Source organism: Nocardia sp. NPDC058480, assembly GCF_042720495.1.
GTDB lineage: Bacteria > Actinomycetota > Actinomycetes > Mycobacteriales > Mycobacteriaceae > Nocardia.
Genome location: NZ_JBHXMN010000015.1, coordinates 74,551 through 99,147 on the forward strand (window position 1 = coordinate 74,551; position 24,597 = coordinate 99,147).

At 68.0% G+C, this 24,597-nt stretch carries 21 protein-coding genes; 16 read left to right on the plus strand and 5 right to left on the minus strand.

The window, feature by feature from the left end; translation table 11 throughout:
* Position 1: 1 nt before the first annotated feature.
* The 3 genes from kdpB to ACFWO8_RS27060 form a co-directional block, all read right to left on the minus strand.
* Entirely contained in the window at positions 2 to 2,143 is a 2,142-nt protein-coding gene (gene kdpB, locus ACFWO8_RS27050; RefSeq protein WP_378965203.1) for a potassium-transporting ATPase subunit KdpB, read from the minus strand.
* A 1-nt stretch (position 2,144) separates the two neighbouring features.
* Positions 2,145 to 3,815: a potassium-transporting ATPase subunit KdpA gene (gene kdpA / locus ACFWO8_RS27055; RefSeq protein ID WP_378965210.1), complete on the minus strand. Its 1,671-nt coding sequence runs from the start codon at positions 3,813 to 3,815 to the stop codon at positions 2,145 to 2,147.
* A gap of 83 nt (positions 3,816 to 3,898) precedes the next feature.
* Entirely contained in the window at positions 3,899 to 3,982 is an 84-nt protein-coding gene (locus tag ACFWO8_RS27060; protein ID WP_067449012.1) for a potassium-transporting ATPase, read from the minus strand.
* 281 nt (positions 3,983 to 4,263) lie between these two features.
* On the opposite strand from ACFWO8_RS27060, the gene ACFWO8_RS27065 reads away from it, so the two are divergent.
* From ACFWO8_RS27065 to smc, 10 genes are all read left to right on the plus strand, one after another.
* Positions 4,264 to 4,428 (plus strand): hypothetical protein, encoded by a 165-nt coding sequence (locus ACFWO8_RS27065; protein WP_378965212.1) that lies wholly within the window; start codon positions 4,264 to 4,266, stop codon positions 4,426 to 4,428.
* Entirely contained in the window at positions 4,425 to 6,935 is a 2,511-nt protein-coding gene (locus ACFWO8_RS27070) for an ATP-binding protein (protein ID WP_378965216.1), read from the plus strand. Before ACFWO8_RS27065 ends, ACFWO8_RS27070 begins: the two co-directional genes overlap by 4 nt.
* Positions 6,922 to 7,728 (plus strand): response regulator, encoded by an 807-nt coding sequence (locus ACFWO8_RS27075; protein WP_378965224.1) that lies wholly within the window; start codon positions 6,922 to 6,924, stop codon positions 7,726 to 7,728. Before ACFWO8_RS27070 ends, ACFWO8_RS27075 begins: the two co-directional genes overlap by 14 nt.
* Positions 7,729 to 7,818: 90 nt before the next feature.
* Positions 7,819 to 8,262, plus strand: coding sequence for an OsmC family protein (locus tag ACFWO8_RS27080; protein ID WP_378626344.1), 444 nt, complete (start codon positions 7,819 to 7,821; stop codon positions 8,260 to 8,262).
* Complete coding sequence (locus tag ACFWO8_RS27085) at positions 8,259 to 8,594, plus strand: acylphosphatase (protein ID WP_378965236.1); 336 nt, start codon at positions 8,259 to 8,261, stop codon at positions 8,592 to 8,594. Before ACFWO8_RS27080 ends, ACFWO8_RS27085 begins: the two co-directional genes overlap by 4 nt.
* A 31-nt stretch (positions 8,595 to 8,625) precedes the next feature.
* A complete protein-coding gene (locus ACFWO8_RS27090) occupies positions 8,626 to 9,369 on the plus strand; it encodes a hypothetical protein (RefSeq protein ID WP_378965239.1) in 744 nt (247 codons plus the stop codon).
* Positions 9,370 to 10,533 carry a glutathionylspermidine synthase family protein gene (locus ACFWO8_RS27095; RefSeq protein ID WP_378965244.1) on the plus strand — a complete coding sequence of 388 codons (1,164 nt, stop codon included), beginning with the start codon at positions 9,370 to 9,372 and terminating at the stop codon, positions 10,531 to 10,533.
* A gap of 35 nt (positions 10,534 to 10,568) precedes the next feature.
* A complete protein-coding gene (locus tag ACFWO8_RS27100) occupies positions 10,569 to 11,024 on the plus strand; it encodes a DUF350 domain-containing protein (RefSeq protein WP_378965247.1) in 456 nt (151 codons plus the stop codon).
* Positions 11,025 to 11,112: 88 nt separating this feature from the next.
* Positions 11,113 to 11,616 (plus strand): DUF1707 domain-containing protein, encoded by a 504-nt coding sequence (locus ACFWO8_RS27105; RefSeq protein ID WP_378965250.1) that lies wholly within the window; start codon positions 11,113 to 11,115, stop codon positions 11,614 to 11,616.
* Positions 11,617 to 11,797: 181 nt separating this feature from the next.
* Positions 11,798 to 15,424, plus strand: coding sequence for a chromosome segregation protein SMC (gene smc / locus ACFWO8_RS27110; RefSeq protein ID WP_378965256.1), 3,627 nt, complete (start codon positions 11,798 to 11,800; stop codon positions 15,422 to 15,424).
* Between the two features lie 133 nt (positions 15,425 to 15,557).
* Here the strand turns inward: smc and ACFWO8_RS27115 are convergent, their stop codons facing one another.
* Positions 15,558 to 16,478 (minus strand): NmrA family NAD(P)-binding protein, encoded by a 921-nt coding sequence (locus tag ACFWO8_RS27115; RefSeq protein WP_378965260.1) that lies wholly within the window; start codon positions 16,476 to 16,478, stop codon positions 15,558 to 15,560.
* Between the two features lie 123 nt (positions 16,479 to 16,601).
* Here ACFWO8_RS27115 and ACFWO8_RS27120 point away from each other — a divergent pair, with 123 nt between their 5' ends.
* A complete protein-coding gene (locus tag ACFWO8_RS27120) occupies positions 16,602 to 17,351 on the plus strand; it encodes a TetR/AcrR family transcriptional regulator (protein WP_378965266.1) in 750 nt (249 codons plus the stop codon).
* Positions 17,352 to 17,544: 193 nt separating this feature from the next.
* Here ACFWO8_RS27120 and ACFWO8_RS27125 read toward each other — a convergent pair whose 3' ends face one another.
* Positions 17,545 to 17,934, minus strand: a complete 390-nt coding sequence (locus ACFWO8_RS27125) for a DUF2237 family protein (protein WP_067448994.1) — start codon at positions 17,932 to 17,934, stop codon at positions 17,545 to 17,547.
* A gap of 154 nt (positions 17,935 to 18,088) precedes the next feature.
* Here ACFWO8_RS27125 and ftsY point away from each other — a divergent pair, with 154 nt between their 5' ends.
* The 5 genes from ftsY (at position 18,089) to ACFWO8_RS27150 (ending at position 24,588) form a co-directional block, all read left to right on the plus strand.
* Positions 18,089 to 19,585 carry a signal recognition particle-docking protein FtsY gene (ftsY, locus tag ACFWO8_RS27130; RefSeq protein WP_378965275.1) on the plus strand — a complete coding sequence of 499 codons (1,497 nt, stop codon included), beginning with the start codon at positions 18,089 to 18,091 and terminating at the stop codon, positions 19,583 to 19,585.
* A gap of 315 nt (positions 19,586 to 19,900) precedes the next feature.
* Positions 19,901 to 21,265 (plus strand): ammonium transporter, encoded by a 1,365-nt coding sequence (locus ACFWO8_RS27135; protein WP_378965278.1) that lies wholly within the window; start codon positions 19,901 to 19,903, stop codon positions 21,263 to 21,265.
* Positions 21,266 to 21,270: 5 nt separating this feature from the next.
* Entirely contained in the window at positions 21,271 to 21,609 is a 339-nt protein-coding gene (locus tag ACFWO8_RS27140; RefSeq protein WP_110036141.1) for a P-II family nitrogen regulator, read from the plus strand.
* An 87-nt stretch (positions 21,610 to 21,696) separates the two neighbouring features.
* Positions 21,697 to 24,141 (plus strand): [protein-PII] uridylyltransferase, encoded by a 2,445-nt coding sequence (locus ACFWO8_RS27145; RefSeq protein ID WP_378965285.1) that lies wholly within the window; start codon positions 21,697 to 21,699, stop codon positions 24,139 to 24,141.
* A gap of 132 nt (positions 24,142 to 24,273) precedes the next feature.
* Positions 24,274 to 24,588: a hypothetical protein gene (locus ACFWO8_RS27150; RefSeq protein WP_378900511.1), complete on the plus strand. Its 315-nt coding sequence runs from the start codon at positions 24,274 to 24,276 to the stop codon at positions 24,586 to 24,588.
* Positions 24,589 to 24,597: the final 9 nt, after the last annotated feature.

A 24,597-nucleotide genomic window follows, 5' to 3' on the forward strand; every position in this document is an offset into this window, starting at 1 on the left:
TTCAGGACATCCCGGGGAGGAGTTGGACGAACAGGTCGATGATCTTGATGCCGACGAACGGGGCGATGATGCCGCCGAGGCCGTAGATCGTCAGGTTGCGGCTCAACAGTTTCGAGGCATTGCTCGCCCGGTAGTTGACGCCGCGTAGCGCCAGCGGAATGAGCGCCACGATGATGATCGCGTTGAAGATGACCGCGGACAGGATCGCCGACTGCGGACTGGCCAGGCGCATGATGTTCAGCGCGTCCAGGCCGGGGAACAGCACCACGAACAGCGCGGGAATGATCGCGAAGTACTTGGCGATGTCGTTGGCGATGGAGAACGTGGTGAGCGCGCCACGGGTGATCAGCAACTGCTTGCCGATCTCGACGATCTCGATCAACTTGGTCGGGTCCGAGTCCAGATCGACCATGTTGCCCGCCTCTTTGGCGGCCGAGGTGCCGGTGTTCATGGCCACACCCACGTCGGCCTGCGCGAGCGCGGGGGCGTCGTTGGTGCCGTCGCCGGTCATCGCTACGAGGCGGCCGCCGTCCTGTTCGGACTTGATCAGGGCGAGCTTGTCCTCCGGTGTGGCTTCGGCGAGGAAGTCGTCCACACCCGCCTCGTCGGCGATCGCCTTGGCGGTCAGCGGATTGTCGCCGGTGATCATCACGGTGCGGATGCCCATGCGGCGCATCTCGTCGAAGCGTTCCCGCATGCCTTGCTTGACAACGTCTTTGAGGTGGATGACACCGACAAGGCGCGGGGTGCCGTCCTTGACCTCACCGACCACCAGCGGCGTGCCACCGGAGGCGGAGATGCCGTCGACGATCACCGCGGCCTGCTCGGGGATCGAACCGCCCTGGGCGCGAACCCATTCCGTCACGGCACCGGCTGCCCCCTTGCGCAGCTGGTGCCCGTCGGCGAGGTCGACGCCCGACATGCGGGTCTGTGCGGTGAACTCCACCCAGGTCGCGCCCGGCAGTTCACCCGCGCTGCGTTCGCGCTTGTTGAACACCTCCTTGGCGAACACGACGATCGAGCGGCCCTCCGGTGTTTCGTCGGCAAGACTCGACAGCTGTGCCGCGTCGGCCAGTTCGTCGTCGAGCACGCCCGGCACCGGGATGAACTCGGCGGCCTGCCGGTTGCCGAGGGTGATGGTGCCGGTCTTGTCGAGCAGCAGGGTGTTCACATCGCCCGCGGCTTCCACCGCACGACCCGACATCGCCAGCACATTGCGCTGCACGAGGCGGTCCATGCCCGCGATGCCGATGGCCGAGAGCAGCGCGCCGATGGTGGTCGGAATGAGGCAGACCAGCAGCGAGACCATCACGATGCCGGTGATGCCGTGCGCGTCCAGTGCCGAGGTATCCGGCACGCCGGGGTTGTTCGACTTGGCGAAGATGGCCAGCGGCTGCAGGGTGGTCACCGCGAACACGAAGATGATCGTGAGCGCGGCCAGCAGGATATTGAGCGCGATCTCGTTCGGTGTCTTCTGCCTGCTCGCACCCTCGACGAGCGCGATCATCTTGTCGATGAAGCTGGCGCCGGGTTCCTGGGTGATCCGCACGACGATCCGGTCCGAGAGCACCGTGGTGCCACCGGTGACGGCCGAGCGGTCGCCGCCGGATTCCCGGATCACGGGCGCGGACTCACCGGTGATGGCCGATTCGTCCACCGAGGCGATGCCTTCGACGACGTCACCGTCGCCGGGGATGATCTGGCCCGCTTCGACGACGACGTAGTCGCCGCGACGCAGCTCGGGGGCGGCGACGCGTTCCTCGACGATGCGCCCACCCGGTGCCCAGTCGGCCAGGCGCCGGGCGATGGTGTCGGTCTTGGCTTTGCGCAGCGAGTCGGCCTGCGCCTTGCCGCGCCCTTCCGCGACGGCTTCGGCCAGGTTCGCGAAAACGACGGTGAGCCAGAGCCACACCACGATCGCCCAGGCGAAGAAGCTCGGGTCGGCGATGGCGAGGATGGTCGACCACACGGCGCCGATCTCGACGATCAGCATCACCGGGTTCTTCCACAGCGTGCGCGGATCGAGCTTGCGCACGGCGTCGGGAAGGGAGGTGAGCAGCAATTTCGGGTCGAGGACGCCGCGTTGCACGCCCTTGCTTCGGTGTTCGGGCCGCGGTGCGGTTTCTAGTGTGGGAGTGGTCATTTCAGTGAATTCCTTCGGCGAGCGGCCCGAGTGCGAGAGCGGGCAGGAAGGTGAGCGCGACCAGGATCACCGTGGTGCCGACGACCATGCCGACGAACTGCGGCCGGTGCGTCGGCAGTGTGCCGATCGACGCGGGAGTGGTGCCCTGCTGGGCCAGCGAACCCGCCAGTGCCAGCACGATGATGATCGGCAGGAATCGGCCGAACAGCATCGCGAGGCCGAGGGCGGTGTTGTACCACTCGGTGTTGCCGGTGAGACCGGCGAAGGCGGAACCGTTGTTGTTGGCCGCGGAGGTGAAGGCGTAGAGCACCTCCGACATGCCGTGCGGGCCGCCGTTGAGCATGCTCGCTCGTTGTCCCGGTAAGGCCATGGCCACCGCGGTGCCGACCAGCACGATCAGCGGGCTCACCAGGAAATACGTTGCCGCCAGCTTGATTTCGCGCGGGGTGATCTTCTTGCCGAGATATTCCGGGGTGCGCCCGACCATCAGGCCCGCGACGAACACCGTGATCACGGCCAGGATCAACATGCCGTAGAGACCGGAGCCGACCCCACCGGGCGCCACCTCGCCGAGCTGCATGTTGAACATCGTCATCATGCCGCCGAGGCTGGTGTAGGAATCGTGGAACGAGTTCACCGCGCCCGTCGAGGTGAGGGTGGTCGCGCCGGCGAAGGTGGCCGAATCGGCAACGCCGAAGCGGGTTTCCACGCCCTCCATCGACGCACCGATCGCGGTCGGGACCGTGCCGTGGTGCTGGAGCTGGAACAGATTGGTCAGCGAGATGCTGGCCAGGGCGATCGTGCCCATCACCGCCACGATCGCGTAGCCCTGCTTGGTGGAGCCGACCATCCGGCCGAAGGTGCGCGGCAGCGAGAACGCGATCACCATCAGCAGGAAGATCTCGATGAAGTTCGTCCAGGTGTTCGGGTTCTCGAACGGGTGCGAAGAGTTCGCGTTGTAGAAGCCGCCGCCGTTGGTGCCGAGTTCCTTGATGACCTCCTGGCTCGCCACCGGACCGCCGGTGATCGTCTGTTCGGCGCCGCCGATGGTCTGCGCGACCTGATCGTGGAGGTGGAAGTTCTGGATGACGCCGCCCGCGACCAGCACGATCGCGAAAACGAACGCCAGCGGCAGCAGAATGCGCAGGGTGCCGCGCACCAGGTCGACCCAGAAGTTGCCGAGGTCGCCGGTGTGGCGGCGGGCGAAGCCGCGCACCAGGGCTACCGCCACCGCCATGCCGACGGCCGCGGAGACGAAGTTCTGTACCGCGAGACCGGCCATCTGCACCAGGTGACCCTGGGTGGACTCACCGGAGTAGTTCTGCCAGTTGGTGTTGGTGACGAAGCTGACCGCGGTGTTCCACGCGAGCGCGGGGGTCATCTCGGTGCCGGGGTCGTTGAGGTGCAGTGGCAGTGCGCCCTGGACCAGCTGGAAGAAGAACAGCAACAGCACGCTGACCGCCGAGAACGCCAGCACGCTGCGGGCGTAGACGGGCCAGGTCTGCTCGACCTCGGGCTTCGCGCCGATGGCGCGGAAGATCAGCCGCTCGACGCGGGAGTGCTTGTCGCTGCTGTAGACCCGGTACATGTAGTCGCCCAGCGGTACATGCACCAGGGCCAGCGCGAGAACCAGGGCCGCCACGAAGACGATCCCCGCAGTAGTCGTGTTCACCTAGAACCTCTCGGGGAAAAGCAGCGCCGCGATCATGAAGACGGCGACTCCGGCAGCCAGTGCGAGACCGACAAGGTTCGCGATCACAGCTTCTCCACCCCTCGCTGGATCAAGCCCAGCAGCGCGAAGATCGCCACGGTGAGCACCGTGAACACCACGACAGACATTTCCAACCTCCTTGTGCTCCGACGTGGAGCACCTAGGTGAGTGAAACGCCGGATCGCGGCTCGGCGTGGCTTCCTTACGACTCCTTAGCGCCCGGCGGCCATGCCTTTGCGGAATGTTGACGCGACGGGTGCGTGACGGGTGTGAGGATGCCGTCAAAGCGGGCCCGATAGCCGTCAACACACCGTAAAGATCGAGATCAGGCGTTTGTTCGCGCGGTAGAAAGTGGGCACCGGTCGGCGAACGGCCGCCGGTTCCCCTGTGCACGGAAAGTGAGATCGCGGTGTCGGTAGTGACCCTTGCGGTGATCTTCGGTTTTGTCGGATCGTTGCTGCTGATCCGGGTGCTCGGTCGGCTGAACACCTCGCACACGCCGATGGTGACGGTCGGCGTGTTGCCGGTGCGCCCTACAGGCGAGGCTCGTCGACACGCGATGATGGGCAGGTGAAACGCGGACAACTGCGCATCTATCTCGGTGCGGCGCCGGGCGTTGGCAAGACCTACGCCATGCTCGGCGAAGCGCACCGGCGGCTCGAGCGCGGCCGTGATGTGGTGGCCGCGCTGGTGGAGACGCACGGTCGCGCGAAGACCGCGCAACTGCTCGATGGCATCGAACGGATCCCGACGAAGCTGGTCGGGTATCGGGGGACCGAGTTGCCCGAACTCGACGTCGACGCGGTGCTCGCGCGCAAGCCCGCCGTGGTGCTCGTCGACGAGCTCGCGCACACCAACGCGCCGGGGAGCGTGCACGAAAAGCGCTGGCAGGACATCGAACAGCTCCTCGACGCTGGTATCGATGTCATCTCGACGGTGAACGTGCAGCACCTCGAGAGCCTCAACGATGTGGTCGCCCAGATCACCGGGATCGAGCAGCGCGAGACGGTGCCCGATGCGGTGGTGCGCGCGGCCGATCAGGTGGAGCTGGTCGATCTCACACCGGAAGCATTGCGGCGCAGGCTGTCACACGGAAATGTGTACGCGGCGGACAAGGTGGATGCCGCGCTGCGTAACTACTTCCGGCCCGGAAATCTCACCGCGCTCCGGGAACTCGCGCTGCTCTGGCTGGCCGATCAGGTCGACGCCGCGCTCGCCAAGTACCGGGCCGACCACAAGATCACCGAGCTGTGGGAGGCGCGCGAACGGGTCGTCGTCGCGGTCACCGGCGGGGCGGAATCGGAGACGGTCGTGCGCCGGGCGGGGCGGATCGCGTCCAAGTCCAGCGCCGATCTCGTGGTCGTGCACGTGGTGCGTGGTGACGGGCTTGCCGGTGTGTCGACGCAGCGGATGGTTCGGCTGCGTGAACTCGCGGCCGGGCTCGGTGCCTCGCTACATACCGTGACCGGCGACGATGTGCCCGGCGCGCTGCTGGAATTCGCGCGGGAGGTCAACGCGACGCAGTTGGTGCTGGGGACCTCGCGACGGTCGCGGTGGGCGCGGATGCTCGACGAGGGCATCGGGTCGACGGTGGTGCAGCGTTCGGGCAAGATCGACGTCCACATGGTGACCCATGAGCAGGCCAACCAGGGTGTGCGCCGCAACCCGCTGCGCGTCCGTCAGCCGCTGTTCGCCTGGATCGCCGCACTGCTGGTGCCGGTGCTGGTGAGCGTGGTCTGCTGGGCGACGCTCGACGGATTCCTCGAACTCGGCGGGCTCAGCGCGATGTTCTTCGTCGGTGTCGTCGCGGTCGCGCTGCTCGGCGGTGTCGTGCCCGCCTCGGTGTCGGCGCTGCTGTCAGGGCTGTTGCTGAACTGGTTCTTCACCTCACCGCGCTACAGCCTCACCATCGCCGAACCGGACAACTTCGTCACCGTGGTGGTGCTGCTGATCGTGGCGGTCGCGGTCGCCGCGCTGGTGGATGTCGCGGCGAAGCGAACCAGGCAGGCGCGCAAGGCATCCCGTGAAGCCGAGCTGCTCACCCTGTTCGCCGGTGCGGTGCTGCACGGCGCCGACCTGCCCAATCTGCTGGAACAGGTGCGGGAGGCCTATGGCCAGCGGGCGGTGAGCATGCTGTGCGGTGACGTGGTGGTCGCCGAGGTCGGTACGGATCCACCGCGCCGTTCCGGCGATGCCGAGACGGCCATCGAAGCAGGCGATGCGACGAGCCTGCTGTTGCTGGCCGGGCACCCACTCGACCCGGGGGAGCGGCCGGTGCTCAACGCGGTGGCCAATCAAGCCGCCGGGCTGGTCCGGCAGGAACGACTCGCCGAAGAAGCCAGTGCCGCGGCGGCTTTGCTGGAGGCCGATCGGTTGCGCCGGGCGCTGCTCTCGGCAGTCAGCCACGACCTGCGCACGCCGTTGGCCGGTGCCAAGGCCGCCGTGTCGAGTCTGCGCAGCGACGATGTGGAGTTCTCCGCCGAGGACACCGGCGAACTGCTCGAAGCGATCGAGGAATCGGTCGACCAGCTGACCGCGCTGGTCGGCAACCTACTCGATTCGTCGCGCCTGGCCGTCGGTGTGGTGAGCCCGCAGTTGCGGCAGGTCTACATGGACGAGGCGGTGCACCGCGCGCTGGTGAGCGTCGGGATGGGTGCGCGGGGATTGCGGCGCGCGGCGATGGACCGGGTGAAAGTCGAGGTCGGCGAGGTTTCGGTACTCGCCGACAGCGGTCTTCTCGAACGCGTGCTGGCGAACCTGCTCGACAACGCCCTGCACCACTCCGGTCGTGACACACCCGTTCGTGTCACCGCCGAACACGTTGGCGACCGGGTGTCGATCGCGGTCGTCGACACCGGACGCGGCGTTCCCGCGGGCACCGAGGAGGACCTGTTCGAGCCGTTTCAGCGCCTCGGCGACCGGGACAACACCACCGGCGTCGGGCTCGGCCTCTCGGTCGTGCGCGGTTTCGTCGAGGCGATGGGCGGTACCGTCCACGCCGAACCCACACCGGGCGGCGGTCTGACCATGCTGGTCGACCTGCCCTCCCCCTTCACAGGAAACAACGATGCCGACAAGTGAGCACATGGGTAACTCCGGCGGGACCGGCGAACCCACCGCTACGCCGAAACCGGCGCCCGCCCGCACGACGGCCGTCCCACCTGAGTCCGACCGGAATACGCGCAGTGGCGGAACTGTGAAAGTTCTGGTGGTCGATGACGAGCCGCAGATCGTGCGGGCGTTGCGGATCAATCTGTCGGTGCGTGGCTACGAGGTGATCACCGCGGGCAATGGTGCCGCGGCGTTGCGTGCCGCCGCCGAGAAGCATCCCGACGTGGTGATTCTCGATCTCGGGCTGCCCGATATGGATGGCATCGAGGTGCTCGCGGGGCTGCGTGGCTGGAGTAGCGCGCCGGTGCTCGTGCTCTCGGCGCGCACCGACTCCGCCGACAAGGTCGAGGCGCTCGACGCGGGGGCCGACGACTACGTCACCAAGCCGTTCGGGATGGACGAGTTGCTGGCCCGGTTGCGTGCGGCGGTTCGGCGTGGGGCCGCCGATGCCGGGAGCGACGACCCGGTGGTGGTGACCGATTCGTTCACCGTCGACCTGGCCGCGAAGAAGGTCACCAAGCAGGGCGTGGCCGTGCACCTCACACCCACCGAGTGGGGAATGCTCGAGATGCTGGTGCGCAATCGCGGAAAACTGGTGGGGCGCAAGGAATTATTGCGCGAGGTATGGGGTCCGGCCTATGCCACTGAGACCCACTACCTGCGCGTCTACCTCGCGCAGTTGCGGCGCAAACTCGAGGACGATCCGGCGAACCCGCGCCACCTGCTCACCGAGGCGGGGATGGGCTATCGCTTCCAGGAGTGAGCGTGCGCCGGGTCACGTGCTCGGAATGCCGGGGGCGGCGGGGGCGTTCCCAGGCGTGGATCGTCTTCGAGCGAATGGCAGGATCAAGGCATGGCTGAGCAGACTGCACCCGTGAACAACGCGCCCACCGAACTGTGGGTCGAGCGCACCGGAACCCGTGCCTACACCGGGCGCAGTAACCGCGGCGCGGAGGTTCTGATCGCCTCCCAGGGTGTTCCCGGCGCCTTCACACCCGGTGAGCTGCTCAAGATCGCGCTCGCCGGTTGCACCGGGCTCAGTTCGGATCTGCCGTTGTCGCGTCGCCTCGGCGACGAGTTCGACGCCACCATCCGCGTCTCCGGTGATGCCGACCGCGAGAACGAGCTCTACCCGCAGCTCGACGAGGTACTCGAACTGGACCTGTCCGAACTCGACGAGGCCGCCCGCGAACGACTACTGGTCACCGTGCAGCGCGCCGTCGACAAGGTGTGCACCGTGGGTCGCACGCTCAAAGCGGGCACGAAAGTGACGCTGACTTTCAACATCGACGCATGAGTTCGGAGCCGGTTCGGCTGAGTGCGTGGGTGCACGGATACGTGCAGGGCGTGGGGTTTCGGTGGTGGACGCGCTCGCGCGCACTGGAACTCGGGCTGGTCGGTTACGCGCGCAACCACCGCGACGGTCGCGTCCATGTTGTCGCCGAAGGGCCACGAACGGCGGGCGAGAAATTGCTGGAACTGCTACGGTCCGGCGAAGCGCCCGATAGTTCGCAACCCGTCGGGCACGTGAGACATGCTCTGTCCGGGCCGGCTCCCGGGCGGGTAGACCTGGTTGTGGAAAGCTGGGAGCCCGCGCGGGGCGACATGACGGGATTCGAGGAGCGCTAGTGGTGACTTCGGGGGCAAGGGGGCGGCAGCGGTGAGCACACAGAACCCTGGACCGCCCGATCGACCGGACCAACCCTCGAACGGCGAGCCCGGCAGGTCTCCGTGGACGCCACCCGATCCCGGCGCGGGATGGTCGGCACCGGAGGCGAGTTCGACACCGCCCGACCCGAACGCAGGGTCGACGCCGCCTGTTTTCGGCGCGGGCGGGCATCCCGTCGAACCGCCGCGTCCCGGTCGGATGGCCAGGCAGGAACCCGGCGTCACCCAGCCGCGTCCGCCGACCGTCGGCGAAGCGCGTGCCAGAGACAAGGCCCGCAAGCAAGCAGACGCGGCCGAGCGGCAGGCGGCCGCGGCGGCAGAGGAGAAGCGGCGCAACCGCAAACGCGTGATGATCGGCGGTGTCGCCATCGTCGGCGTGGCCGCGCTCGTCGGTGGTGGCTACCTCGCCTACCGAGCGATCACCGCGCCCGAACAGGTGACGGCCTCGTGCGTGCGGATCGACGAGAACGGGCAGGAAGTCGTTGTCCCCGATGAGAACTGCGGCGACGGCAAGACCAATTTCCGCAGTGACAGCTCCGGTGGCCACGGCGGCGGGCTGCTGATTCTGGGCTGGCCGCAGTACCGCTACCACTACGGCGGCACACCGACGATCGGCAAGCCACCGACGGGCGGCACCTCGGTGAAACCGCGCAATGCCCAGATCACGACCAAGAGCGGCACCACGGTGCAGCGCGGCGGACTCGGCAGCAAGTCGACCGGGGGGAGTGGGTCGTAGATGCGGCGCAACACGAGCACACCACGCCAGGACTGGCAGCAGATCGTCGAGAAGCAAGGTCTCGTCTACGGCGCGCCGGGGCGCGATGCCAGCGGTCAGCCGCGGCCGTACTGGGACGAGTCGGTGCACTACGAGTTCTCGATGGACGAGATCCTCGCGCTGGAAGCCGATGTGGAACTGCTGCAGTCGATGTGCCTGCACGCGGTCGAACACGTGGTACTCACCGAGCGCTTCGCCGATTTCGGTCTGCCGGAATGGACTTGGGGCCCGATCGCCGAATCCTGGCGTCGCAGTGACCCTTACGTGTACGGCCGCTTCGACCTGCGCTACGACGCGCGGCGCCCGGCCAAGCTGCTGGAATACAACGCCGACACCCCCACCTCGTTGCTCGAGGCCGGGATCATCCAGTGGCACTGGCTGCAGCAGGTGTATCCCGGTGGCGACCAATGGAATTCGCTGCACGAGAAACTGGTGGAGCGCTGGACCGAACTGCGCGACGTGTTGCCCGGTACCGAACTGCACTTCACCTGGTCGGGCGCCGACGCGACCGGCGAGGACAACGTCACGACTGCCTACATGCAGGAGACGGCGGCCGAAGCCGGTTTCGACACGGTCGCGCTGCCGATCGAGGAGATCGGGTTCGACACCGAACTGAACCGGTTCGTCGATCTGGCCGAGGCGCCGATCGAGGCGATCTTCAAGTTGTATCCGTGGGAGTGGATCATCGACGACGATTTCGGCAAGCGCGTCGTCGCCAGCCTGCCCGCGACCGCGTGGATCGAACCGCTGTGGACCACGCTGCTGAGCAACAAGGCGATCCTGGCGATCCTGTGGGAGATGTATCCCGGTCACCCCAACCTGCTGCCCGCATACCTCGACGACCCGCACGAGCTCACCGAATACATTCGCAAACCCAAGCTCGGCCGCGAGGGCGCGAACATGACCATCGTCGGCCCTGGCATGGAGACCGCGACCGGTGGCGTCTACGGCGCCGAGGGTTTCGTCTACCAATTGCTCGACCCGCTACCGGAATTCGACGGGATGCGCCCCGTGCTCGGCGCCTGGGTCGTCGGTGACACCGCGGCGGGGCTCGGTATTCGAGAGACCGCCGGCCTGATCACCGATGACGGCGCGGCGTTCGTGCCACACCGCATCGTCGACTGACACCTGACCTCACAACATTGTTCGAAAGGACCACGATGACCGCCCTCGCCCTGGAATCGGGTTATTGGAGTGCGCTCGGTGAAGGCGTCGGCGCCATCATCCTGTACTGCCTGATCGGCCTCGTGCTGATGCTCATCGGCTTCTTCGCCATCGACCTGACCACGCCCGGCAAGCTGCGCGACCTGGTGATCGCGGGCAAGCCGAACGCGATCATCGTCTCGGCGGCCGGAATGATCAGCATGGCGTTCATCGTCGTGTTCGCGATATTCGCCACCGGCGGCAGCGGCAAACTGTCGGAAGGGCTGATCGCGGCGATCGTGTTCGGCCTGGTCGGCATCGTCGCGCAGGTGATCTCGGTGCGGGTGATCGAGAAGGTCACCGGTATCGATATCGGCCGCACGCTGCACGCCGACGCCTACACCCCCGAGGTCCTCCTCGTCGCCGCCGCGCACTTCGCGCTGGGTCTCGTGGTGGCTTTCGCCATCCTCTGAGCCAGCGCGAGTGGTTGACATCGCACTGTGGAGGGTGGACGCTGGAAACCAGCACTCCACCGTGGATGTTGACCGAGAGGACGTCGGCATGGATATCACCCCGGGTACGCGCGCGTCCGACGCCGAACGCAACGCGATCGTCGCCCAGCTGGGTACGCATCTGGCCGACGGCAGGCTCGACCTGGGCGAATACGACCTGCGCGTAGCCAAGGTCTACGCGACCACCACGCGCGACGACCTCGCCCTCGTCCTGTCGGACCTGCCGCCGCTGACCAAACAGCAGCAGGCCGTGGCGCCCACCGAACGCAAGTCCGGTACGCGCTTCCCGATCTGGCAGCGCATCGAGGCGGGCAGCTGGCTCGGCGTCAGCGTGATCGTGCTGGTCATCTGGGGCCTGATCTCGCTCACCGCGGGCGAGCTCACCTACTTCTGGCCGATGTGGGTGATCGGCCCATGGGGCGCGGTCCTGGTCTTCCGCGTCATCACCGGCTGGGAAGCTACCCCCGGCACCCAGACTCATCTCCGTCAGCTGCAGAAGCAGATGAACCACCTCGACCCGCACGCGAAGCCCGAAGACCCGCACCGACTCTGAAGAACCTGCATTCTGGCCGACATGCCGAAGCGAGTACATCGGTAACTCACCGGGCACGGGCTGACCGGCCCAGCTAGATGACCGCTGCTCGCCTGCGGCAAGCACCACGCACCTAGGTCTGGCCCGAGTCCCGGGGAGGCGGGTTAGCATGGTTGCTCGCGCGCAGGAAGGGTCCTTGGTAGTGCATTTGAAGAGTTTGACGTTGAAGGGGTTCAAGTCCTTCGCGTCTGCGACCACTTTGCGCTTCGAACCTGGCATTACCTGCGTCGTCGGGCCGAACGGGTCCGGTAAATCCAATGTCGTCGACGCGCTCTCCTGGGTGATGGGTGAGCAGGGTGCCAAAGCGTTGCGGGGCGGGAAGATGCAGGACGTCATCTTCGCCGGGACCGTCGGGCGGGCACCGCTCGGGCGCGCCGAGGTGACGCTGACCATCGACAACTCCGACGGCGCGCTGCCCATCGACTATGCCGAGGTGTCGATCACCCGGCGCATGTTCCGCGACGGCGCGGGCGAGTACGAGATCAACGGCAGCACGTGCAGGCTGATGGATGTGCAGGAACTGCTGTCGGACTCCGGTATCGGGCGCGAGATGCACGTCATCGTGGGTCAGGGCAGGCTGTCGGCGATCCTGGAATCGCGGCCGGAGGACCGGCGCGCGTTCGTCGAAGAGGCCGCGGGTGTGCTCAAGCACCGCAGGCGCAAGGAGAAAGCGGTCCGCAAGCTCGACGCGATGCAGGCCAACCTCGCCCGGCTCACCGACCTCACCACCGAATTGCGACGCCAGCTCAAGCCGCTCAGCCGTCAGGCCGAGGTCGCCCGCCGCGCGCAGACCGTGCAGGCCGACCTGCGCGATGCCCGGCTGCGGCTGGCCGCCGACGACCTGGTCACCCGCCGTGGCGAACTGGAGTCCCAGCTCAGCAAAGAGGCGTACGCCCGCGAACAGCAGATCACTGTGCAGACCGAACTCGACGCCGCCAATGCCGCGCTCGCGCAGCAGGAGTTCCAGCTGTCCCGGCTGAGTCCCAGCGCCGAGGCTGCCGCGCAGACCTGGTTCCAGCTTTCGGCACTGGCCGAACGGGTGAACGCCACCATCCGGATCGCGAGTGACCGGGCCAGGCACCTGCACACCGAGGTGCCGGTCGGCACAGGCCGCGACCCGGAGCAGCTCGAGGCCGAGGCCGACCGGATCGAGGCCGAAGAGGCCGAACTGCGGTACGCGGTCGAGATGGCCACCGAGACCCTCGAAGCCGCGCGCGAAGCCCTCGCCGAGCGGGAACACGCCGCCAAGGCCGCCGAGCAGGCGCACCTGGCGGCCGTGCGCGCGATCGCCGACCGGCGTGAGGGGCTGGCGCGGCTGTCGGGCCAGGTCGACACGTTGCGCACCCGCGCCCAGTCCGTGGACGCCGAGATCGCGCGCCTGTCCGTGGCCATCGCCGATGCCCGGCACCGTGGTGAGACCGCGCAGGTCGAATACGACTCGGTGCAGGACGAACTCGGCGAGCTCGACGCGGGGGAAAAGGGCCTGGACGCCCAGCACGAACACGCCGTCGCCGCGCAGGGACTGGCCGACGAGCGGGTGCGGGAACTGCGTGAACTCGACCGGGAGGCGAGCAAGCTCGTCGCCCGGCTCGGTGCCCGCATCGAAGCGCTCGGTATGAACCTGGCCCGCAAGGACGGCGCGGCCTGGCTGCTCGAACACGGAGTGAGCGGGCTCGGCGGACGCTTGTCGGGTCTGTTGCGCGTGCAGCCCGGATTCGAGGCCGCTGTCGCCGCGCTGCTCGGTCCGCTCGCCGATGCCATCACGGCCGATACCGCGACGACTGCCGACTCGGCGGTCCGGGAATTGCGTAGCGGTGACGGTGGTCGGGTGGCATTCGTCTTCGCGACCGGCGCGACGATTGCGGCCGAGCGTTCCGCGTTGCCCGCCGGTGCGCAGTGGCTCGCCGACGTGCTCGATGGCGAGGATCAGGTGCGGCCCGCGCTGGCCGCGCTCACCGCCGACGTCGTGGTCGTCGACGATCTGGCGACCGCCACGGAGCTCGTCGCGTTGCGCCCGGAACTACGGGTGGTTACCCGTGACGGCGATCTGGCCGGTGCGGGCTGGATCGTCGGCGGTTCGGAACGGATGCCGAGCCAGCTCGAGGTCCAGGCCGACATCGACACCGCCACAGCGGAACTGGCGGCCGCGCAACGGCGGGCCGAGGAGCTGGAGGCGGCGCTGGCCGGAGCGCTGGCCGAACAGACCGACCGCAAGGACGCCGCCGACCACGCGCTGATGGCGCTGCACGAATCCGATCAGGCGCTGCTGGCGATCTACGACCGGCTGGCCCGCGTCGGGCAGAGTGCGCGCGCCGCGCAGACCGAGGGGGAGCGGCTGGCCACCCAGCGCGCGGAAGCCGAAGCGGCGCGGGAGAAGTCGCTGGCCTCGCTGGCCGAACTCGAGGACCGGTTGCGGCATGCCGAGATCGAACACGACGGCAGCGATGACAGTTTCGGCGCCGCGAGCACCGAGACCGCGGGGTACGCCCGTGAAGAAGCCGCTGCCGCGCTCGCCGAGGCCCGGACGATGGAGGTCGAGGCCCGGTTGTCCGTGCGCACCTCGGAGGAACGGGCGGAATCCGTTCGCGGCAAGGCGGATTCGCTGCGCAGGGCCGCGCGTGGCGAGCGGGAGGCCAGAGCTCGCGCCGAACGTGCGCAAGCCGCTCGGCGTCAAGCGGCCGCTGTAGCCGCGGCGGTCGCCGAGTCGGGTAGCAAGATCAAGCACGAACTCGAGCAGGTGGTGGCCACCGCCGCGGCACGACGTGACGAATTGGTCCGTCGCCGTGGCGAATGCGCCGCCGCGCTGGAACAGGTGAAGGAGCGCGCACGCGCGCTGAACACCCAGCTGGCCCAGCTCACCGATGCCGTGCACCGCGACGAAGTCGCCAAAGCTCAAGCGGCACTGCGCATCGAACAGCTCGAGACGACCATCTCCGAACAGTTCGGCATCGCACTGGCCGAGCTCGTCGCCGAATACGGGCCCGATGTGGTGCTGCCGCCCTCGGCGCTGGAGATGCACGAGTACGAGCAGGCCAAGGAACGCGGCGAACAGGTCAGCGCACCGCAACCGATGCCCTACGACCGGCCGACCCAGGAGCGCCGCGCCAAGCGTGCCGAGAAGGACCTCACCACGCTCGGCAAGGTGAATCCTCTTGCGCTGGAAGAGTTCGCGGCGCTCGAGGAGCGCTACACCTTCCTCGCCACCCAGCTCGAAGACGTGAAGAACGCGCGCAAGGATCTCCTCGACGTGGTCGCCGAGGTCGACGCCCGCATCCTGCAGGTGTTCACCGAGGCCTACGCCGATGTGGAACGCGAATTCGTCGGCGTCTTCGGGAAACTGTTCCCCGGCGGCGAGGGCAGGCTGGTCCTCACCGACCCGTCGGACATGCTCACCACCGGTATCGAGGTCGAGGCCCGTCCGCCAGGCAAGAAAGTCAAGCGCCTCTCGCTGCTCTCCGGCGGCGAGAAGTCGCTCACCGCGGTGGCTTTGCTCGTCGCCATCTTCCGCGCCCGCCCCTCTCCGTTCTACGTGATGGACGAGGTCGAAGCGGCGCTGGACGACACCAACCTGCGCCGCCTCATCGGCCTGTTCGAGCAGCTGCGCGAGAAGAGCCAGCTGATCGTGATCACCCACCAGAAGCCCACCATGGAGATCGCCGACGCCCTCTACGGCGTGAGCATGCGTGGCGACGGCATCACCCAGGTGATCTCGCAACGCCTGAACCGAGCCGAGGTCACCGACCCCGACAAGGTGGCGGCTTCGGTCTGAGGCTGGATCGGCGGAGCGCTGTCGAGGTGGTTCTCCGGCCAACTCACGGTTGACGTCGCGGCCCGGCTCGCGAAGCCGACCGGATCGGGCGCTGTGTCCAGGACGTGTCCCGCCGCTGGTTCGGGCAGAGTGTTCAGCGGAGCCGGCTCGCCGGAACCGTGGCGTCGATCCGGTCGAGGATCCGTTGTGTGCCGCCGCGTGCCAACCAGTCGCGCAGCGAGGTCAGCTCTGGGTGCAGCGAGCGCAACGCGGGGATGTCGGCGTGCCAGCCGCCTGTTTCGCGGATCAGGCGCCAGGTGTTGCCGAGTTGGGGTCCGATCGCGTCGGCTTCCTTCTCGGTGACCTCGCGGTAGTGGATAGGGCGGCCGATGGCGGCGCCGATCGTGGCGGCCGCCTCGACGGGGGTGATGGCCTCGCCCGCGAGCTCGAGGGTGCGGGCGTGCCAGGTGTCCGGGTCGGCGAAGGCCAGGGCGGCGAAGGCGGCGATGTCGTCGACGGCGATCATCTGGAGCGGGCGATCGGCGGGGAACAGGTGCGCGTGTTCGCCGCCTTCGCGGATGCCGTCTACGGGGGAGTCGTGGAGGAGATAGTTCTCCATGAATCGCACGGGGCGCAGCACGGTGTAGCGCAGGCCGGATTCGGCCATGGCCGCTTCGATCTGACGCTTGCCCTCCTGGCCCCATGATTGCGCGGCGCCCATCGTGGCGACGCCGGTGAACACGATCTGCTCGACACCGGTGGCGCGGGCCGCGTCGATCACGGCCGTACCGCGGCGGGCCTCGGTCCCCTCGCCCCAGCCTTCCGCGCTGTAATCGGCTGGTGGAACGAGGAATACGGCTCGGGTACCGGCTGCCGCAACACGCAGAGATGCGGGGTCGTCTAGGTCGCCGACCGCCAATTCGGCGCCGAGGATGGCCAGTGCGCGGGCAGCGGGGGAGTCGGTGTCGCGGACCAGGGCGCGGACCGGATGTCCTTCGGTGAGCAACCGGCGGGCGGTCGCGCCGCCCTGCTTGCCGGTGGCGCCGGTGATCAGGACGGGAAGTGCTGACGTCATTGCGGAGGGGCTCCGTTTCGTGATCGATCGTGTGCCTACAATCGGGTCGGTCAACCCGTATGCCGGACGTTACGGGCGGTCGCACCCGGTTGGCGAGGTCACGTAGCGGAAAGGCGTAACGAAATGACGGTCGTCAACGGTACGGAACCCGCGATCCGAGCCGACGCGCGCCGCAACCGCGCACAGATTCTGGCCGCCGCCCAGCGCGCGCTCGCGGAACGAGGGACCACCGTCTCGCTGGCCGAAGTGGCCCGCCGCGCCGGTGTCGGCGCCGGCACCGTCCACCGGCACTTTCCGACGAAAACCGATCTGCTGGAAGCGGTGATGCAGCAGCGCGTCGACGGATTGGCCGCGCTGGCCGCCGAACGCCTCACCGATCCGGACCCGGGCTCGGCCTTTTTCGCCCTGTGCGCCCACGTCATCATCACGACGCCCGGCAACAAGGACCTCTGCGACCTGGTGCAATCCGACGACGGCTGGCCCCGCGCCCTACTTCGCGGCGCAGGTAACCGCTTCCACCGCGCACTGGGCGCGCTCCTCGCCTCGGCTCAACGTCAGGGCGCGGTCCGAGCCGACGTGGTCGTCACCGACGTGCTCGACATCTTCACCGGATGCGTTGCCATCCAACGACATCGACGCGCGGACGACCCCCTCGCCCCGGCCGTCGCCCTCATCCTCGACGCCCTGCGAACCCGCCCGTCACCCGTAACGGAACCCAGGAAGGTCATCCGTAACGAAACTGGGGAGAGTAGCGAAACTCCGTCAGCCTGTCCCGTCTGCGACGCTCGTCTGCGTCGCTCCACCACCGGAAGGCCTGCCCGCTACTGCTCAGCAGCGTGCCGCCAGAAAGCGCATCGCCAACGCCACCCCTGACCGCGCGCGATCACGATGATGCCAAGCACCTGGCCCCGCCGCCTACCGTCCAGATGCGCACAGCCACCCACCCGCCACCGCCGCAACGGTGTGGCCCGTGGTGAACGGCGGCGGCGCCATGCCGGAGCAGAACGCAAAGTCGGAGCAGGTGGGTCGAGTCCACGCCGGACCGGCGTGGCCAGGGTGCGGAGGTCTACAACAGGTCGCTGACGTCGTCGGGGACGTCGACGGCGTATTTGCGCAGGATGTCCACCGAGATGACCTCCAGCGCGTTCTCGTGGGTTGCGGCCAGCACCACGGGTGCGGCGACGCCGTCCTCGTGGGCGTGCAACCAGCGAACCGCCACCACGCACCAGCGGTCGCCCGGTTGCAGGCCGGGGAAATTGTTCTCTGGGCGGGGGGTGCTGAGGTCGTTGCCGATGGAGGCCTGATGCTCCAGGAATTCGGCCGTCACGACGGTGCACACGGTGTGGCTGCCGAGATCCTCCGGACCGGTGCTGCAGCAGCCGTCCCGGTAGAAGCCCGTGAGAGGATCGGCGCCGCACTCTTCCAGCGGCCCCCCAAGCACGTTTCGATCGGTCACTCCGCCGATCCTATGGGGCAAGTGCCAGAAGTTCCGCAGGACAACGAATCTGTAGTGTTTCCGCCACACCGCGACGCGCCCGGAGACGTCTCCCCGACCTGCCGCGCAGACGCCGCCGACGTGCGGTAACTCCCCGCACGAATAGACTCGCCGGGTGAGTTCGCAAGCGTGGATCCTGATCGCCGCGATCGCCGCCGTGCTGTTGGTGGCGCTCGTCGCGGGTTTCGTCCTGTACAAGCGACGCCAGATTTCGCTGGCCCCGCCCGAGCCGGACAAGGAGTTGACGGACCGCTCCGGTGGTTACACCGCCTCCGGTGGGTTCAACTTCAGCCAGGGCGGTTCGACGGCGACATTGCCGAAGCCCGAACCCGTCCCGGAACGCACCGACACCGACGGCCAACCGCACGTCGGCGACGACGCCGCTATCCCGCGTGACGCCCCGCGCCGCGGCATCACCGATGTCGCGCTGCCCGAGGGCGACGTCGCCGTCGACGAGACCGTGGTCGTCCCCGACGACGCGTCCACTCTCGACACGGTCGCACCGGCCGAGCCCGACACCGCGATCGCGCCTACCGACTCCGCGCCAGCCACCGCTGCGCCCACCGCGCCCGCGCCCACTGCGCCCGCGGACACAGCGCCCACCGCGCCCGCGCCCAGCGCAGCGCCCACCGAGGCCGAGACCGCAGCGCCCGACGCCACCACCACCGCGATCGAAGAGATCGACCCCACCACCGGCCGCCTCGTCCGCCTGCGCGGGCGCCTGGCTCGCTCCCAGAACGCGGTCGGCAAGAGCCTGCTCGGCCTGCTCGGCGGCGGCGACCTCGACGAGGATTCGTGGGAGGAGATCGAAGACACCCTGGTGCTGGCAGATATCGGCACCGCGAGCACCGCGAAGATCGTCGAACGCCTGCGCGAAGAGATGGCCTCGCGCAGCGTGCGCACACCCGAGCAGGCCCGCGGCGCCCTGCGCGACGTGCTCATCGAGGCGCTGCGCCCCGAGCTGGACCGTTCCATCCATGCCCTCCCGCACGGCGACAAGCCCGCGATCCTGCTCGTCGTCGGTGTCAACGGCACCGGCAAGACCACCACCACCGGCAAACTGGCCCGCGTGCTCGTCGCCGACGGCCGCCGCGTGCTGCTCGGCGCCGCCGACACCTTCCGCGCCGCCGCCGCCGATCAGCTGCAGACCTGGGGCGAACGGGTCGGCGCCGAGACCGTGCGCGGTAAAGAGGCCGCCGACCCGGCCGCCGTCGCCTTCGACGCGGTCACCGCGGGTATCGACGGTGGTGTCGACGCGGTGCTCATCGACACCGCGGGCCGCCTGCACACCAAGACCGGCCTGATGGACGAGCTGGGCAAGGTCAAGCGGGTCGTGGAGAAGAAGGGTGAGGTCGACGAGGTGCTGCTGGTCCTCGACGCGACCGTCGGCCAGAACGGCCTGATGCAGGCGCGGGTGTTCGCCGACGTCGTCGACATCACCGGCGTGGTGCTCACCAAGCTCGACGGCACCGCCAAGGGCGGCATCGTGTTCCAGGTGCAGCACGAACTCGGTGTGCCGGTGAAACTCGTCGGCCTCGGCGAGGGTGCCGACGATCTGGCCCCGTTCGAGCCCGGTGCGTTCGTCGACGCCCTGCTCGGTGGTACCGCGTAGCGATTCTCGTAGATGCCCGTCCGATCCAGCGATCGGGCGGGCATCGCTGTTTTTCGCGGCTGACATCCCGGTTTCCGGGAAACGACGCCGCGGCGAATCGCCGCGCGAACTCGCGGCGAATCCCACCTCCGTACCAACCTCACCGTGAGCTGACAGGCTCATGCCAACCACACGAAACGTGGATGCAACACAACAGCGCTATCCGTTCACTCAGGCGAAACACCACAGCTCAACGGATGAAACACCGAGTGGCGACCCTTCTGTACAGGTCCTTTTGCCGTAATCGGCGAGGCCCGAGATGAGGAGGAAGACAAGGTGGCATTTCCACTGATCGGTACACCGGATACCGGTGATACCGCTTGGATGCTGGCGTCGGCAGCGCTCGTGCTGTTGATGACGCCGGGTTTGGCGTTCTTCTACGGCGGCATGGTCCGCGGTAAGAACGTGCTGAACATGATCATGATGAGCGTCTCCGCGATGGGCCTGGTCACCATCCTGTGGTGTCTATACGGCTTCTCGATGACGTTCGGCGAGGACAAGGGCAACCTGATCGGTGATCCTCTCCAGTACTTCGGTCTGAAGAGCATCTTCGGTGGCACCGCCGCGGATTCGGCGGGCATCCCGCTGTTCACGGCGACGCCGGAGGACCCGACGGCCCCGATCACCGCGGGTATCCCGCTGACGGTCTTCGTCGCCTTCCAGCTCATGTTCGCGATCATCACGGTCGCACTCATCTCGGGCGCGGTCGCCGACCGCCTGAAGTTCGGCTCGTGGCTCGTATTTGCCGGAATCTGGGCCACCGTCGTCTACTTCCCCGTCGCGCACTGGGTCTTCGCCTTCGACGGTTACACCGCTGAGGCCGGTGGCTGGATCGCCAACAACCTCAAGGCGATCGACTTCGCCGGTGGTACCGCGGTCCACATCAACGCCGGCGCCGCCGGTCTGGTCCTGTGCCTCATCCTGGGCAAGCGCAAGGGCTGGCCGAAGACGCCGTTCCGTCCGCACAACCTGCCGTTCGTGATGCTCGGCGCCGGTCTGCTGTGGTTCGGCTGGTACGGCTTCAACGCCGGTTCGGCGCTGGGCGCCAACGGCATCGCCGGTGCCACCTTCCTCACCACCACGATCGCGACCGCTGCCGCGATGATGGCCTGGCTGCTCGTGGAGAAGATCCGCGACGGTCACCCGACCTCGCTCGGTGCTGCCTCGGGCATCGTCGCCGGTCTGGTCGCCATCACCCCGGCTTGTTCCTCGGTGAACGTGGTCGGCGCCCTGGCCATCGGCGTGGTCGCCGGTGCGCTGTGCGCCCTGGCTGTCGGCCTGAAGTTCCGCTTCGGCTTCGACGATTCGCTCGACGTGGTCGGCGTCCACCTGGTCGGTGGTCTGGTCGGCACCCTGATGGTCGGTTTGGTCGCTGCGAGCGAAGCTCCGGCGGGCGTCACCGGCTTGTTCTACGGTGGTGGAGTCGAGCAGTTGAAGCTGCAGGCTGTCGGTGCTTTCGTCGTCTTGGCCTACTCGCTGGTCGCCACGGCCATCATCGCGTACGCGATCAAGTTCACGATCGGCCTGCGCGCCAGTGAAGAGTCCGAGGCTGCGGGCCTGGACGAGGCCGAGCACGCGGAAACCGCATACGATTTCGCTGCTGTGGGTGGCACGGCACGCTCGCTCGTCAAGGAGGCATGACGAACATGAAACTGGTTACCGCAATCGTCAAACCGTTCACGCTCGAAGATGTGAAGACCGGGCTGGAACAGGCAGGCGTGCTCGGCATGACCGTCAGCGAAGTCCAGGGATACGGCCGGCAGAAGGGCCACACCGAGGTCTACCGCGGTGCTGAGTACTCGGTGGATTTCGTTCCCAAGGTCAGGGTCGAGGTCGTCGTGGACGATGCGTCGGTCGAGAAGGTCGTCGAGGTGATCGTCGAAGCCTCGCGGACCGGCAAGATCGGCGACGGCAAGGTGTGGGTGACCCCGGTGGACACCATCATCCGCGTCCGTACCGGCGAACGCGGAAGCGACGCACTGTAATTCGGTAGGGAACGCACGACAATCGATCGAGCGGCGGCCCCGCTCCCACCGGTGAGAATCCGGTCGGGGCGGGGCCGCCCGCATGAAATGGTGGTGTGGGCTGTGGCACAGCGGAACGGCGGTACTCAGAACAACGGAGCGGCGGATCTGGTCAAGGCCAGGGCGCAACTGCTCGACGGAGCGGGCACTCGCAATCCACGGCTCGATCCGGAATCGCTGCGCGAGGCCCTGGTCGACCTGTTCGAACTGTGGCTCACCGGCAAGGGCAACGAACTCGGCATCACCGCCGACAGCGGCCTCTCGGTCGTGGCGGTCGGCGGACTCGGCCGCCGCGAGATGCTGCCGTATTCCGATCTCGACCTCGTGCTGCTGCACGACGACGTCGACCCCAAGGTGGTCTCCGAGGTCGCCGATCAACTCTGGTATCCGCTGTGGGACGCCCACATCAAGCTCGACCACAGCGTGCGCACCGTGCCGCAGGCGCTGCGGGTGGCCGCCGACGACATGATCGCCGCGCTCGGCCTGCTCGAAGCCCGCCACATCGTCGGCGACGAAGACCTCAGCAATCTGCTCATCGGCGGCGTGCGCCGGGAATGGCGCACCGGAATCCGGTCCCGCTTCGACGATCTCATCGACCGGACCACCGCACGCTGGCAGCGCAGCGGCGAGATCGCCCACCGCGCCGAACCCGATCTCAAGAACGGTCGCGGCGGCCTGCGCGATATCCAGCTGCTCGACGCGCTCTCGATCGCCCAGCTGACCGACGCCATGCCGGGATTGGGCCCCGAGGTCCCCGGCGGCGGCCTGAAACAGGCACACCGCCGACTCCTCGACGTGCGCACCGAACTGCACCGGGTCGCCGGCCGGGCCCGCGATCAGCTGCGCGCCCAGGACGCCGACGAGATCGGCGCCGCGCTGCGCATCGGTGACCGTTTCGATCTCGCCCGGACATTGACCGATTCGGCGCGTACGGTGAGCTATTCATGCGACGTCGGTCTGCGTACGGCCGCCAACGCGCTACCGCGGCGCGGCCTGGCCAGACTGCGCCGGATGCCGGTGCGCCGACCACTCGATGAGGGGGTGGTCGAGCACTCCGGCGAGGTGGTGCTGGCCAGAGACGCCCGCCCGCAACGCGATCCCGGGCTGATCCTTCGGGTGGCCGCGGCGTCGGCGCAGACCGGGCTGCCGATGTCGGCGACCACGCTCAATCGCTTGTCCGAGGACGCGCCCGAACTGCGCGAACCGTGGCCCAAGGACGCGCTCAACGACCTGCTCGTGCTGCTCGGCGCGGGCCGCGGCAGCATCGACGCGGTCGAGGCGCTCGATCGAACGGGTTTGTGGGGCAGGCTTTTTCCCGAATGGGGAGCGGTCCGCGACCTACCGCCGCGCGACGCGCTGCACACCTGGACCGTCGATCGGCACCTGATGGAGACGGTCTCCTTCGCGAGTGGCCTGAGCACCAGGGTCGCCCGGCCCGACCTGCTCGCCCTCGGCGCGCTGCTGCACGACATCGGCAAGGGCCGAACAGGCGACCACAGCATCGTCGGCGCCGAACTGGCCACCCACATCGGCCGCAGGCTCGGCCTGTGGCCCTCGGATGTGCGCACCCTCAGCGCGATCGTGCGCCACCACCTGCTGTTGCCCGACACCGCTACCCGGCGCGACCTCGACGACCCGGCGACCGTGCAGAATGTCGCCGACGCGCTCGGCGGTGACGTCGGCCTGCTCGAACTGCTGCACGCGCTGGCCGAGGCCGACTCGATGGCCACCGGCCCCGGCGTCTGGGGTGACTGGAAGGCCTCGCTGATCGGCGAGCTGGTGCGCCGCTGCCGGCTCGTCATGGCGGGCGAGCCGCTGCCGCAACCGGAACCCATCGACCCGGAGCTCTCGGACAAGGCCGCGGCGGGCGGCGTGCACGTCAGCCTCGCGCCCGGCGACGGCAAACACACCTTCGTGGTGACGGTGATCGCCCCCGACGAGCCCGGTCTGCTCTCCGACGCCGCCGGTGTCCTGGCATTGCACGCGCTGCGCGTGCTCTCGGCCTCGCTGGGCAGTGCGGGGGACTCGGCGATCAACACCTTCGTGGTGATGCCGAAATTCGGCGACCCGCCGGACGCGGGTCTGCTGCGTCAGGAACTGATCCGAGCCACCACCGGCGCGCTCGACCTGCCCGCAGTGCTGGCCAAACGCGAAGCCGAAGCAGTCGGGACCGGGCCCGGCCGGTACGCGCGTGCTGCGCCGCGGCTGATCTGGTCACCTGTCAGCACACCAGGACAGGTGATCTTGGAGCTGCGTGCCGACGATCGGATCGGTTTGCTGAGCAGACTGGCCGGTGCCTTCGCCGCGACGGGAGCGAATGTCCGGTGGGCCAAGGTGGTCACGATGGGCTCGGCCGTGGTCGACGCCTTCTGCCTCGATCTGGGCGACTCCGACAGCCCCGCCCTGCGCGACCGCATCGAAAAGGCCGTCCTCGACGTGGTTCCCCGGCCCGCGCCCACTCCGCCGCCGACCGCAACCGACGGGACCGCCTGACAGTGTAAGGACACGGTTTACTCACCGATTGCTATCAGGTTGCTACACAGCGATCTCGCGGCCCGATAAGTCGAGATAGGACCTATAGCATTTCTCTGGTCTGGCTGTCACTCGTTCGAGGGGAGCTGATCCGTGGCTATCGAAGTCGTTTCCGCGTCAATGATGACCAGCGACGCGACCGCGCACATCGCGCGCTGCGTCGGTGGTGACCTGTGGGTGGTTTCGTGGTTGCCGGGGCGCACCCTCAGTGGTGCGCAGGCGCTGGCCGCGATGACCATCGCCTCGACCGCCGCCCACCACGCCGACAGCGCCGATTCCGAATGGCTTCGCATCGAGGCGCTCTCCCGGGAACTCGGCCTCACCGGCAGGGAAGCGGTGTACCTGGTGAACATCGAATCGCACGAGTTGCGCCGCACGGCGCCACCGCACGTGCGGCATACCGAATAACCTCCATTA

Coding starts and splice junctions, on each gene's coding strand:
- ACFWO8_RS27060 (WP_067449012.1), bottom strand. CDS start 3,982: ATGTCTGTCGTGGTGTTCACGGTGCTCACCGTGGCGATCTTCGCGCTG.
- ACFWO8_RS27075 (WP_378965224.1), top strand. CDS start 6,922: ATGCCGACAAGTGAGCACATGGGTAACTCCGGCGGGACCGGCGAACCC.
- ACFWO8_RS27145 (WP_378965285.1), top strand. CDS start 21,697: ATGGTGGTGTGGGCTGTGGCACAGCGGAACGGCGGTACTCAGAACAAC.
- kdpB (WP_378965203.1), bottom strand. CDS start 2,143: ATGACCACTCCCACACTAGAAACCGCACCGCGGCCCGAACACCGAAGC.
- ACFWO8_RS27115 (WP_378965260.1), bottom strand. CDS start 16,478: ATGACGTCAGCACTTCCCGTCCTGATCACCGGCGCCACCGGCAAGCAG.
- ACFWO8_RS27100 (WP_378965247.1), top strand. CDS start 10,569: ATGACCGCCCTCGCCCTGGAATCGGGTTATTGGAGTGCGCTCGGTGAA.
- ACFWO8_RS27140 (WP_110036141.1), top strand. CDS start 21,271: ATGAAACTGGTTACCGCAATCGTCAAACCGTTCACGCTCGAAGATGTG.
- ACFWO8_RS27120 (WP_378965266.1), top strand. CDS start 16,602: ATGACGGTCGTCAACGGTACGGAACCCGCGATCCGAGCCGACGCGCGC.
- ACFWO8_RS27085 (WP_378965236.1), top strand. CDS start 8,259: ATGAGTTCGGAGCCGGTTCGGCTGAGTGCGTGGGTGCACGGATACGTG.
- ACFWO8_RS27095 (WP_378965244.1), top strand. CDS start 9,370: ATGCGGCGCAACACGAGCACACCACGCCAGGACTGGCAGCAGATCGTC.
- ACFWO8_RS27080 (WP_378626344.1), top strand. CDS start 7,819: ATGGCTGAGCAGACTGCACCCGTGAACAACGCGCCCACCGAACTGTGG.
- ACFWO8_RS27105 (WP_378965250.1), top strand. CDS start 11,113: ATGGATATCACCCCGGGTACGCGCGCGTCCGACGCCGAACGCAACGCG.